The organism is Pseudomonas sp. FJ2-5-13 (assembly GCF_029201605.1).
Classification (GTDB): Bacteria; Pseudomonadota; Gammaproteobacteria; order Pseudomonadales; family Pseudomonadaceae; genus Aquipseudomonas; species Aquipseudomonas lactis.
This window is the reverse complement of sequence record NZ_CP104045.1, coordinates 4677743-4690063: the sequence shown is the minus strand read 5'-3', so window position 1 is coordinate 4690063 and position 12321 is coordinate 4677743. Positions and strand designations below refer to the sequence as shown.

Here is a 12321-nt window from a genome sequence, read left to right as displayed (position 1 = left end):
TATGATTCGCGACCCCTTGCCGACCTATTCGGCCAAGGCCCCGCTTTCAATACCCTCAGGCCACGCCTGAATCGACCCACCGGGAGGTGCTTACGATGAATGACCAAGACCAGAAAGACCAGGAAATCGGCCCAGCAGGCGAAAAACTGCAAAAAGTGCTGGCGCGTATCGGCGTGGGCTCGCGCCGCGACGTGGAAGCCTGGATCACCCAGAAGCGCATCAAGGTCAACGGCGTCGAGGCTACCCTCGGCCAGCGTGTCGACCTGCACGATGCAATCACCATTGATGGCAAGGTCATCAAGCGTGAAGAGGCCGCCGAATCGGTGCGCCGCGTGATCATGTACAACAAGCCCGACGGCGAGATCTGCACCCGTGACGACCCCGAAGGCCGTCCGACCGTGTTCGACAAGATGCCCAAGCCTAAAGAAGGCCGCTGGATCAACATCGGCCGCCTGGACATCAACACCACCGGCTTGCTGATGTTCACCACTGACGGTGAGTTGGCCAACCGCCTGATGCACCCGTCCTACGAGATGGACCGTGAATACGCCGTGCGTGTACGCGGTGAAGTCGATGACGAGATGATCGAACGCCTCAAGGCGGGCGTGGTGCTGGAAGACGGCCCGGCCAAGTTCACCGACATCAAGCAGGCGCCGGGTGGCGAAGGTTTCAACCACTGGTACCACTGCGTGGTGATGGAAGGCCGTAACCGTGAAGTGCGTCGTCTGTGGGAATCCCAGGGGCTGGTGGTCAGCCGCCTCAAGCGCGTACGTTTCGGCCCGGTGTTCCTGAACTCCGACCTGCCGATGGGCCGCTGGCGCGAAATGAGCCAGTACGAAGTCGATATCCTCAGCGCCGAAGTGGGCCTGACGCCGGTTGCCATGCCGCAGATGAACGCCAAGAGCAAAGACAAGCTTGAGCGTATGCAGCGTAAATCGTCGCGCCCAGTGCCGCGTACCGAACGTGTTGCCCGCACCCTGCGCCCTGCGCTGGATGCACCGGCCACCGGCGGTCGTATCTCGCGTCAGCCGCACATTGAAGGCGAGCGCCGTCCCACCGCGCCAGCGCGTCAGGAAGGCGAGCGTGCGCCACGTACGCCACGCCCTGCGCCGGCGGGTGGTCGCAGCAACCGTGGTGAATCGGATCGCCCGGCCGACAACGCCAGCACCAAGCGTCCAGCCAAGCCAGCGGCGAACAAGCGCCCTGGCCCGAAACTGGTCGCGGACGAGCCGTCGGGCAAGCGCCGTGGCGCACCGGCCGGTTCCGGCCAGCGCCCTGGTTTTGGTCGCAAGAAGCCGCAGTGATGCGTTAAACGCTGCACAAAAACGCCAACCTTAGGGTTGGCGTTTTTTTTATCTCAACTGTGGTAACCCAATTCAATGTGGGAGCGGGCTTGCTCGCGAAGGCGGTGTATCAGTTGACGCGTGCATCGACTGACCCACCGCCTTCGCGAGCAAGCCCGCTCCCACATTTGAAGCTTCATTTGTTTCGAAAGGGGGCTTAAAAGGCAAAGGCGCCATCAAACACCGGCTTGTCATCCAGCGCCAACACCCCGCTGGCGAAGATCAGGTCCAGGTGATGACTGCCTTTCTGCCCGCCACCCAAGCCCAGGTGCAACCCGCAATGGCGCTCTTCAAACCCGGCATTGCGCGCATACAGGTCCTTGACCCCTTCATTGGTACCAATCCCCAATTCCTCTACGCGACGGTTGGACGGGTTGGCATTCAGGTACTTGTTGAAATCATCCGCCAGCCCCGGCACCTCACTGGCCACGCTGCAAACGGTGGAGTTTTCGATCCATAACTCCAGCGGTGATTGCAGCACGCCGTATTTGCGCGCAAAGGGGATGGTGCTGAGGAAGGTGCCGACAAACCGTACCTGGCCGTTGATGGCTTCGCTGTGGGTGGCGATTTCGCCGGGGGCCAGGTCGTGGTTGCCGACGCCGTTGATATTGGTCCACTTCTTGATGCTGCTCATCGGCGCTTCCAGGCGCGAACCGTGTTTGTCGGTAAAGCTCAGCACGTTGGCCTGGGCCATGCGCCGGATCAGCGTGGCGTTGAGGTCGGCGATGCGTTGGGGCTCGACGCTGAAGGTGTCGTAGAAATAGTCGCCGTAATCCTTGAACAGCAGGGATTTCTTCCAGTGTTCGGCCATCACGCCTTGCAGGGCGCGGATAAAGTCCGGGCCTTCGGCGCGTGGGTTGGGCAGCGTGGAGGAATCGTAGAGAAACAGGTACAGGTCACAGGTTTGAATGGCCTGTGCCAAGGTTTCGCTGGGCGCCAGGTCCAGGCGTTGCAGTTGGAAGTTGAAGCGGGCGGCGCTGCCGTGGGTGATCGCCTGGGCGATGGCGTCATAGCGCTCGGTATGGCCCAGCAACACGGTGGGACGGTTCAGGCCGCTGAGGGCCGGGTGGTGCGCAAGGTAGTAGAGAAAGTGTTCGACGGCGCGGGCCTTGTCCATGACGGGTGTCCTTCTGTGCCTTGGGTAAGGGGGCAGGCGCCGTGCACAGCGCCTGCCGGATGCCTGCCGGGTATTAGAAAGGCCACATCGCGGTGCCAAAAGGCACAACGGCATCGGCTTGCATCATTTCAACGGCGGCCTCATGGGTCGGCGCTTCAAACCAATCGTCGAGTTGCAGTTCGGTTTCCAGGTCGTTTTCCAGTGCTTGCATGGTGTATCTCCTAGAGGACGTTGATTGAGAACGGCTCACCCACGGGCTTCGCGGGCAAGTGCAAAGAACCTAGAAGAGAGTGTTTCGAAATGCAAAAAATTTATTGACACGGTTTCATTTGGATTTTTTCTTCTGTTTTTTGATGGATTTTTTTATTCAGGCAAAACAGTGCATTGGCTGAAGCGATTCTTCAGATGCTGCCTGCCGACAGAATTCCGTTGAGGGCTGCCGAAGTCTGGATGTAACGCAGGTTTTCCGGGGTGTAACGACAGCTTTACGAAAATGTCCTGGCTTTGTTGAGGCTTGCGCTGATGTAAGCATTAGCTGACAGAATCGCCTGTGCACTTTCCCGGTGCGTGCCGAAGCTGTCGAGCGGTGTACAATGCGCCGCGTTTTACTGTGACCCCCCTTGCGTACCCACGCAAAAGGCCAAGACCTCAGGGTTTGATCCCCCTGATCACTCCGCCTGGCCACGAGCCGGACGGGTTCGATTTCGTCACAGATAAAAACAAACAGGTGACGCATGACCATTAGAAAGACGCTGTACTCCTGGTGCCTGCGCTGGGGTTTGAGCGGCGCTGCTTGAGTCGGTAATTCAAGGCAGCAACCTGCATTCACCTCTTCAAACCTTGCGTGAGACCCTTTTCATGAGTGGACCCCATTCTTCTTCAGGCGAGCTGAAACGCGGCCTGAAAAACCGGCATATCCAGTTGATCGCCCTCGGTGGCGCTATCGGCACCGGCCTGTTCCTGGGCTCGGCCGGGGTGCTCAAATCAGCCGGCCCGTCGATGATCCTGGGCTATGCCATCTGCGGCTTTATCGCCTTCATGATCATGCGCCAGCTTGGCGAAATGATTGTCGAGGAGCCGGTTGCCGGCTCTTTCAGCCACTTTGCCCACAAGTACTGGGGCGGTTTCGCCGGCTTCCTGTCGGGCTGGAACTGCTGGATTCTGTACATTCTGGTGGGTATGTCGGAGCTGACGGCCGTCGGCAAGTACGTGCACTACTGGTGGCCGGAGATTCCGACCTGGGTCTCGGCGGCGGCGTTCTTCGTGCTGATCAACGCGATCAACCTGGCCAACGTCAAAGTTTTCGGTGAAGCCGAGTTCTGGTTTGCCATCATCAAGGTGGTGGCGATCGTCGGCATGATTGCCCTGGGCAGTTACCTGCTGGTCAGCGGCAGCGGCGGCCCGCAAGCCTCGGTCAGCAACCTGTGGGAGCATGGTGGTTTCTTCCCCCATGGCGTCGGCGGTTTGGTGATGGCCATGGCGATCATCATGTTCTCCTTCGGCGGCTTGGAAATGCTCGGTTTTACCGCCGCTGAAGCCGATCAACCACGCACCGTGATCCCCAAGGCGATCAATCAGGTGATCTACCGCATCCTGATTTTCTACATCGGTGCCCTGGTGGTACTGCTGTCGCTCACACCGTGGGACAGCCTCTTGGCGACCCTCAACGCCTCCGGCGATGCCTACAGTGGCAGCCCGTTCGTGCAGGTGTTCTCGATGCTGGGCAGTAACACCGCCGCGCATATCCTCAACTTCGTGGTGCTGACGGCCGCGCTGTCGGTGTACAACAGCGGTACCTACTGCAACAGCCGCATGCTCTTGGGCATGGCCGAGCAGGGCGACGCGCCCAAGGCCCTGGCGAAGATCGACAAGCGCGGCGTGCCGGTGCGTTCGATCCTGGCCTCGGCGGCGATCACCCTGGTGGCGGTGCTGATGAACTACCTGATGCCCCATGACGCGCTGGAACTGTTGATGTCGCTGGTGGTGGCCACGCTGGTGATCAACTGGGCGATGATCAGCTTCTCCCACTTCAAGTTCCGCCAGCACATGAACCGCATCGGCCAGGTGCCGCTGTTCAAGGCGCTGTGGTACCCGTATGGCAATATCATCTGTGTCGCGTTTGTGGTGTTTATCCTTGGCACCATGTTGATGATTCCAGGCATTGACCGCTCGGTGTACGCGATCCCGGTGTGGGTGGCGTTCATGGGTGTGTGTTATTGGGTCAAGAACAAGCGTGCGCAGCAGCCCGTCGCAGTCCAAGCCTTGACGGTGAAGTAAGGCCATATACTGCGCTAAATGTGGGAGCGGGCTTGTGTGGGAGCTGGCTTGCCTGCGATAGCATCACCGCGGTGTACCTGTTACACCTCGGTGCCTGCATCGCGGGCAAGCCCGACTCCCACACAAGCCCGCTCCCACATTTTTTACCGCGCTCGGCTTGAGGGGGCGTATCTCTAACTCTCCTAACAAGGCTTGCGCTTTCCATGCTGGTGATTTCCAACAACGTACACTTGCCCGATGCCGAGATCGAGCTGACCGCCATTCGTGCCCAAGGTGCCGGTGGGCAGAACGTCAATAAAGTGTCGAGTGCGGTGCACCTGCGGTTTGATATTCCGGCCTCGTCGTTGCCAGAGTTCTACAAGGAGCGTTTGCTGGCGCTGCGCGACAGCCGGATCACCAGCGAAGGCGTGCTGGTGCTCAAGGCCCAGCAATATCGCACCCAGGAGCAGAACCGCGCCGATGCGCTGGAGCGCCTGGTGGAGTTGATCCAGAGCGCCACCAAGGTCGAGAAAAAAAGGCGTCCGACCAAGCCCACCCTGGGCTCGAAGAAACGCCGCCTGGAGTCCAAGACCAAGCGCGGCAGCATCAAGGCCGGGCGCGGCAAGGTCGACTTCTAGGCGTCGCGTGTTTCGCGGGCCTTGGGCGCCTGCCGGTACAGGTAGACGCTCAGCAGCAAACCGGCGAAAGCGGCGAGGGCGGCGAACAGGAAGATCGAGGCAAAGCCAAAACCTGCCGCCACGGCGCCCGCCAGTGGCCCGGTGATGCCCAGGGACAAATCGATAAACAGCGAATAGGCGCCCACCGCCGAGCCACGGCTGGAGGCCGGCACCAGGTTGACCGCCTCTACCCCCAACGCCGGGAACACCAGGGAAAAGCCGAAACCGCTCAACGCCGCACCCGCCAACGCCAGTTGAGCATCCGGCGCCAGCCACAGCAACAGCAGGCCCAGCACTTCCACCGACAGGCAAGCGATGGCGACGCGAAAACCGCCGATGCGGTTGATCAAGTTGCCAAACAGCAAACGCGCGCCGATAAAACTGGCACCGAACAGGCTCAAGGCCCACACCGCGTTATCCCAGTGCTGGGTGCTGTAATACAGCGTGATAAAGGTGGCGATGGTGCCAAAGCCGATTGAACCCAGCGCCAGCGCGCAACCATGGGGCAGCACGCGGCCCAGCACATTCATGAACGGCAAACGGATGCCGGGCACAATCGGCGCCGCTTGTTTTTTCCAGGCCAACAGCACGCCCAGCACGGCCAATAGAATGATGCTGACGCCCATGCTCCACAGCCCGAACTGGCTGACCAGCAGCACCCCCAAAGGCGCTCCGACCGCCAGCGCGCCGTAGCTGGCGATGCCGTTCCAGGAAATAACCTTGGCCGTGTTCGCCGCGCCGACACGGCCAATGCCCCAGCCAATCGCGCCCGAACCCACCAGGCTTTCAGCGCTGCCCAGCACCAGCCGACCGACCAGCAGGCAGCCAAGGCTCAGAGCCGGCAGGCTGGAAAACCACGCTGCAAACAACATGAACACGCCACTCAAACCGCAGCCCACCAGGCCAATCAGCACGGCGCGCTTGCTGCCCAAGTTGTCGATGATTTTGCCAGCATAGGGGCGGCTCAGCAGGGTAGCCAGGTATTGCACGCTGATCACCAGCCCGGCGATAACGGCGCCATAGCCCAGCTGGCTATGCACATAACCCGGCAATACGGCCAGGGGGATGCCGATATTCAGGTAGCCGATAAAGGTAAACAGCACGATGGAAACGACTTGCAGCGTGACCGCCATGGGGCGCTGGGTATCTGGCATGGGAGAGATCCACTGTCGCAGCAGGTAAAGATAGGCTGCTAATGATACCGGCGCGCAGGCCGGGCAGGGCGGCAAAAATGTAAAACGTCAGATCTAAAGCCGATCAAGCGTGGGCGGGGGCCAGCAATTGGGTGGTCACCAGGGCCGCCAGGGCGTTTTCCTGAGTGCCAAAGCGCTTGAGCAGTGCCGCTTGCTTGTCGGCACTGAGGCGGTTCCAGACTTCGACCATCTGCAAGGCAGCGTCGAGTACAGCGGTGTCCGGCGTGTCGGAAGGGGAAGTGGTCATAGTGAAGGTCTCGGATGATTCAGGCAGTGTGGAAAGCGCTCAAAGGCGCGCTTTCCACACGGTCTGGTACGGCGTCAGTCCCGGCTTTCGCGCTCGACTGGTTTTGCTTCTTTGGCCTCAGGCTGCTTCTCGCTGGCCTGCTGCGGTGTTGGCTGCTCAGTTGGGTGCAGGCTTGGGAAGGGGAGATTAGGTATCTCGTGCATCGTGGTCGCTCCTCGCAAGGTCTGTTTTTTCAATCGCAGGTGATTCCGCGCTCTCAAAAAGCCTTGGCAGGATACAGCACCGTAAATGACAAAAAGACTTTTATCTCGATTGTCCCGCCCATTTTTCTCCTAAAAGACTGTAGGAGCGAGCTTGCTCGGGAAAAGCGTCAACGATAACTCGGTGCGTCAGGTAGCCAGCGGTGTCTGTGCGAGCTTCGCGAGCGAGCTCGCTCCTACAAGGGATTTAGAACGGCACCTTGCCGAGGATCATGTCGCGGTACATCACAAAATCCCCCAGCAAGCTGTAAAACGGGTGCTGAAAGGTGGCGGGGCGGTTCTTTTCGAAGAAGAAGTGGCCTATCCAGGCAAAGCTGTAGCCCGCGAGCGGCAAGGCCAGTAGCAGGACCAATGAGCCTCTGCCGATGGCATAGGCGAGAATGCCGATCACCAGGGTGGTGCCGATAAAGTGCAGGCGCCGACAGGTGCTGTTGCCATGCTCGGCCAGGTAGTACGGGTAGAACTCGGCAAAACTATTGAATTTCTTGATGTTTTCCACGGTCACCGGCCCTCTGGTTGTTGTGCCGCCAACGGGTGCGCGGCGGGGAGCTTATTTGAGTCTAGAGTGAACAGTGCTAACAGCCAGTGACAATAGATGCCACTTTAGTATCCTTGGCTTCCTGGCTGCCGTTTGAGCCTGCTTTCAATAAGAAGACGCCATGAGCGAACGAACAACTTCTGCAAGCTGGGCGATGGGCATCGTCAAGGCGCTGGAAATGGATGGCCTGGATTGCAGGGCCTTGTTCAAGCAGTTGGGCCTGGATTATGCGTCCCTCACTGACCCCGATGCGCGCTTCCCGCAAGACGCCATGACCCGCCTGTGGCAGCGTGCGGTGGAGGTGTCGGGCAACCCGGCGATTGGCTTGAACATGGGCAAGGTGGTACGGCCTGCCTCGTTTCATGTTGCCGGTTATGCGTTGATGTCCAGTAACACCCTGGCCGAAGGCTTTATGCGCTTGGTGCGCTACCAGCGCATCATCGCCGAAAGCGCTGACTTGAGTTTCCGACTTTTACCCGAAGGCTATGCGTTGATTCTGACGGTGCATGGCGATCATCTGCCGCCCACCCGTCAAAGCGCCGAGGCCTCGCTGGCCAGCGCTCTGGCCCTGTGCGGCTGGCTTACCGGGCGCACCCTGCAACCGCGCAAAGTGCTGCTGCAAGGCGACCAGCCGGCGGACTTGGCGCCCTACCAACACGCCTTCCACGCGCCTTTGCAATTCAATGCACCCTATGACGCGTTGATTTTCGAGCAGGCCGACATGGAGGCGCCGCTGCCCACAGCCAATGAAGCCATGGCGCTGCTGCATGATCGCTTTGCCGGAGAATACCTGGCGCGTTTTTCCGAAAGCCGCGTGACCCACAAGGCGCGTCAGGTGCTGTGCCGTCTGCTGCCCCAGGGCGAACCCAAGCGAGAAGCGGTGGCCCAGACGTTGCACCTGTCCCAGCGCACCCTGCAGCGGCGGCTACAGGAGGAGGGCACCAGCTTCCAGGCCTTGCTCGATGACACCCGGCGCGAACTGGCCGAGCAGTACCTGGCACAACCCAACATGACCCTGCTGGAAATCGCCTACCTGTTGGGCTTTGCCGACCCGAGTAACTTTTTCCGCGCCTTTCGCCGCTGGTTCGATGCCACGCCCGGCGAATACCGGGCGCGGTTGCAGCAAATGTCGACCGTCAGTGACGCCAGAACGCCGGAATGCACAACACAAACACGGTGATGATCTCCAGGCGTCCCAGCAACATGCCCAGGGACAGGATCCACTTGGCGGCATCCGGCAGGGTGGCGAAATTGCCGGCCGGGCCGATGGTTTCGCCCAGGCCGGGGCCCACGCCGGATACGGTACTGGCGGCACCGGTCAATGCGGTCATCCAGTCCACGCCCAGCAGTGACAGGGCCAGGGCGATCATGCAGATGGTGATGGCGAAGAAAAACGAAAAGGTCAGAATCGAGCGCACGATCTCTTCATCGAGGCGATGGCCGTTGTACTTCTGCTTGATCACCGCGCGTGGATGAATCAACTGATTCAAGTTGGCCTTGAGCAGGATATAGGCCACCTGGAAACGGAAGATTTTGATACCGCCCGCGGTGGAGCCCGAGCAGCCGCCGATAAAGCCCAGGTAGAAAAACAGCATCAGTGAGAAGTTGCCCCACAGGCTGTAGTCCCCCAGTGCAAAGCCGGTGGTGGTCACCACCGATGTCACGTTCAGCGCCACATGACGCAAGGCATCGAGCCAATGCAGGTTGGTGGTCCACCAGTACCAGGTGCCGAGTACCAGCCAGGTCACCAGCAACAGGCCGAGCAGGCCTTGCACTTGCTGGTCCTTGATCAGCGCCCGACGGTTGCCGCGCAAGGTGGCCACGTACAGGGCGAACGGCAAGCTGCCGAGGATCATCACCACCACCGCGACCCAGTGCACCGCCGGTTGTTTCCAATGGGCCAGGGACTCGTCCGAAGTGGAAAACCCACCGGTGGAGATCGCCGACATGGCATGGTTGATCGAATCGAACACGCCCATTCCGGCCCACCAGAAGGCCAGGCTGCCGAAGATGGTGATGCCCACATACGCCGCCACGATCAAGCGCGCCACCATATGCGAGCGAGGCATGACCTTTTCCGAGCGGTCCGAAGATTCGGTCTGGAACAGGCGCATGCCACCAATGCGCAGCAGCGGCAGGATCGCCACCGCCATGCCGATAAAGCCGATACCGCCGAGCCAGTGCAAAAGCGAACGCCACATCAAAATGCCTGGCGACATGCTGTCCAGGCCGCTCAGCACGGTGGACCCGGTGGCGGTGATGCCGGACATGCTTTCAAAGAACGAGTCGGTGTAGCTGATGTGCTGGGTCAGCAAAAAGGGCAGGGCGGCGAAGATGCACACCACTACCCAACTGCTGACCGTAAGCAGGTACATGTCCCTGGGGCGCAGGTGCACGTGCTCGGGGCGGCCAGGGATGACCAGCGCCAATCCGGCGATAAAGGTGATCAGGCTGGCCCACAGGAACGAGGGGAGGTCGCTGGTGCGTTCGAAGATCACCAGGGTCGCCATCGGGATCACCATGGCGACCGCAAGGGTGATCAGGAAGATGCCGATGATGAAACCGATGATACGCAGGGTCGGCAACGCCATGAAGTTCGCTCGGGTGATTGGGCAGAGGCGCCATTCTACCTGCGGTGCAGGTCTTGTAAACCAAGGGCTGCGGTGGCTTGGTGTCTACACAACTTCGCAGCGACGCTGAAGCTGTGGCGAGGGGGCTTGCTCCCGTGACTGGCGCAGATTTCCTGACACATCACGATCCAACTGTGGGAGCTGGCTTGCCTGCGATGGCGGCCTGACAGCCGATGCTTATCTACCTGACACACCACGATCCAACTGTGGGAGCGGGCTTGCTCGCGAAGGCGGCCTAGCAGTCAGCACAGTTGGATTGTGTACATATCCATTGCTGCGGTAACGGCCACCTAGGGTTCCGCTCTGACAGCGGGTCACTTTTGGAAGGACCCAAAAGTAACCAAAAGGTCCTCGCCCCACCACTCGGCACCTCGCCTAGGCTCGGTGTGCCCGTAATCCGCCAGTGATTTGGGGGGGCCGCCGCCACGCGCCATCCATGGCGCGGGGCGGCTAAACCGGCATCCCTGCCGGTTTACCCCCCAAATCCCTGTCGAATTCCGGCCAGCGTGGTTTGACGGGGCGCTTAAGATCAAAAGCAGATCAAGATCAAGAGCGGCTCGCTTCGCATCGTGGAGTGTGTGGCCGGGCGCGGTCAACTGTGGGAGCAGCAGTTATTGCGCGCATAAAAAAGGCGACCCGCAGGTCGCCTCTTTCAACTGCGCTTGATCAGAACTCGTGATCAGCACTGTCCGGGTTCAGGTCGCTGATGCCCAGCTTGCCGGCAGCGGCTTCGATCGAACCGGTCTGCTTGACCAGGGCGGCGATCGAGTCACGCACGATCTGGTTGCCCTTTTCATTGTCCGCGGCGATCAACTGGTCGTAGTGCTCGCCGTTGTTGGCGTGGTCAACCATCACCTGGATCTTCGCTTCGGTGGCCGCCAGGTCAGCCTTGAGGGCTGCATCGGCTGCCGGGTCGGCCTTGGCCACCAGGGACGACAGGCTGGCGCCGGTCAGCTTGGTGCCGTCAACACGGGTGTATTCGCCCAGGTAAACGTTACGGATGCCCTTGGCGTCGTAGAAGTGCGAGTAATGGGTGTTGTCGCTGAAGCAGTCTTGCTCGTCTTCCGGCGAGTTGGCTTCCAGGGACACTTTCATGCGCTCCCCGGCGAGCTCGCCCAAAGACAGGCTGCCCATGCCGAACAGCATTTTACGCAGGCCGTCGGTGCCCGGTTCCGACTCCAGGGTGGCGCGGTAGTTGTCTTCGACGTTGGGCTTCCAGTTGTCGACCATTTCCTGCAGGTCGCTGACCAGCAGTTGGGTGACGGCACGCAGGTAAGTGCGGCGGCGCTCGTTGTGGCCGCCGGTTGCACCGTCACCGGTCATGTAGTCCGACGCCGGACGGTTGCCCGCGCCTGGGCCGGTGCCGTTGAGGTCCTGGCCCCACAGCAGGAATTCGATGGCGTGGTAGCCGGTGGCGACGTTCGCTTCGGAACCGCCCAGCTCATTGAGGCTGGCGAGTTTTTCCGGGGTGATGTCCTTGACGTCGACCTTGTCTTCGCCCACCTGAATCTCGTTATTGGCGATGATGTTGGCGTTGGCACCGGGGTTACCCAGCGCGTGCTCGTAGGACTTGTCGACGTAGTCGATCAGGCCTTCGTCCAGGGGCCAGGCGTTAACTTGGCCTTCCCAGTCGTCGATGATGGTGTTGCCGAAGCGGAATACTTCGCTCTGCAGGTAGGGTACGCGCGCGGCGATCCAGGCGGTACGGGCCGCTTTCAGGGTTTCGTCGTTCGGGTTGGCGAGGAGGGTGTCGATTGCAGTCTGCAGGGTTTTTGCGGTGGATTCGGCGTCGCTGTACACCGCAAACACCATGTCTGCGTAGTGCGCGACCACGGCCTTGGCGGCCGCTTCGTCGACCTGGCCTGCCGGGGCAGCCGCCGGTGCGGTAGTGCTGGCGGCAGCGGGTGCCTGGGGCGCGGCGGCCTTGTCTTTACCTTCGCCGCAACCGGCGAGAGAAATGGCAATGGCCAGCAGACTGGCGGTGGCCAGGGGCATACGAATCATGGCGAACATCCTGCTTCGGTTGTTGATAGGGCGCGCGGGGAGCGCAAACGCTGCGA

General features: G+C 60.6%; 11 protein-coding genes. 4 read left to right on the top strand and 7 right to left on the bottom strand.

What is annotated here, in order from left to right:
* Window positions 1–95: 95 nt before the first annotated feature.
* Window positions 96–1304 (top strand): 23S rRNA pseudouridine(2605) synthase RluB, encoded by a 1209-nt coding sequence (rluB, locus tag N2A98_RS20740; RefSeq protein ID WP_044267783.1) that lies wholly within the window; start codon window positions 96–98, stop codon window positions 1302–1304.
* A 196-nt stretch (window positions 1305–1500) separates the two neighbouring features.
* Here the strand turns inward: rluB and N2A98_RS20735 are convergent, their stop codons facing one another.
* Together N2A98_RS20735 and N2A98_RS20730 are read right to left on the bottom strand one after the other, a co-directional pair.
* Window positions 1501–2460, bottom strand: a complete 960-nt coding sequence (locus tag N2A98_RS20735; protein ID WP_044267780.1) for a hypothetical protein — start codon at window positions 2458–2460, stop codon at window positions 1501–1503.
* A gap of 73 nt (window positions 2461–2533) precedes the next feature.
* The gene (locus tag N2A98_RS20730; RefSeq protein WP_003175756.1) at window positions 2534–2671 is read right to left on the bottom strand and encodes a hypothetical protein; all 138 of its coding nucleotides are present in this window, start codon (window positions 2669–2671) and stop codon (window positions 2534–2536) included.
* A 647-nt stretch (window positions 2672–3318) separates the two neighbouring features.
* Between N2A98_RS20730 and N2A98_RS20725 the strand changes: the two genes are divergently transcribed.
* Window positions 3319–4737, top strand: coding sequence for an amino acid permease (locus N2A98_RS20725; RefSeq protein WP_069558754.1), 1419 nt, complete (start codon window positions 3319–3321; stop codon window positions 4735–4737).
* A 203-nt stretch (window positions 4738–4940) separates the two neighbouring features.
* On the top strand, window positions 4941–5354 hold the full coding sequence (gene arfB / locus N2A98_RS20720; protein WP_032895560.1) for an alternative ribosome rescue aminoacyl-tRNA hydrolase ArfB: 414 nt from the start codon (window positions 4941–4943) through the stop codon (window positions 5352–5354).
* Here arfB and N2A98_RS20715 read toward each other — a convergent pair.
* The 3 genes from N2A98_RS20715 to N2A98_RS20705 all read right to left on the bottom strand — a co-directional run bounded on the left by N2A98_RS20715 (window position 5351) and on the right by N2A98_RS20705 (window position 7592).
* The gene (locus N2A98_RS20715) at window positions 5351–6547 is read right to left on the bottom strand and encodes an MFS transporter (RefSeq protein WP_078803683.1); all 1197 of its coding nucleotides are present in this window, start codon (window positions 6545–6547) and stop codon (window positions 5351–5353) included. The two genes, arfB and N2A98_RS20715, sit on opposite strands and share 4 nt — an antisense overlap.
* Window positions 6548–6650: 103 nt before the next feature.
* Window positions 6651–6833, bottom strand: coding sequence for a hypothetical protein (locus N2A98_RS20710; RefSeq protein ID WP_044267771.1), 183 nt, complete (start codon window positions 6831–6833; stop codon window positions 6651–6653).
* A 447-nt stretch (window positions 6834–7280) separates the two neighbouring features.
* A complete protein-coding gene (locus N2A98_RS20705; RefSeq protein WP_003193783.1) occupies window positions 7281–7592 on the bottom strand; it encodes a DUF962 domain-containing protein in 312 nt (103 codons plus the stop codon).
* A gap of 160 nt (window positions 7593–7752) precedes the next feature.
* On the opposite strand from N2A98_RS20705, the gene N2A98_RS20700 reads away from it, so the two are divergent.
* Entirely contained in the window at window positions 7753–8811 is a 1059-nt protein-coding gene (locus tag N2A98_RS20700) for an AraC family transcriptional regulator (protein ID WP_003193782.1), read from the top strand.
* Here N2A98_RS20700 and N2A98_RS20695 read toward each other — a convergent pair.
* Window positions 8768–10222 (bottom strand): TrkH family potassium uptake protein, encoded by a 1455-nt coding sequence (locus N2A98_RS20695; protein WP_275622581.1) that lies wholly within the window; start codon window positions 10220–10222, stop codon window positions 8768–8770. The two genes, N2A98_RS20700 and N2A98_RS20695, sit on opposite strands and share 44 nt — an antisense overlap.
* 705 nt (window positions 10223–10927) lie before the next feature.
* Complete coding sequence (locus tag N2A98_RS20690; protein WP_275622580.1) at window positions 10928–12265, bottom strand: imelysin family protein; 1338 nt, start codon at window positions 12263–12265, stop codon at window positions 10928–10930.
* Between the last annotated feature and the right edge of the window lie 56 nt (window positions 12266–12321).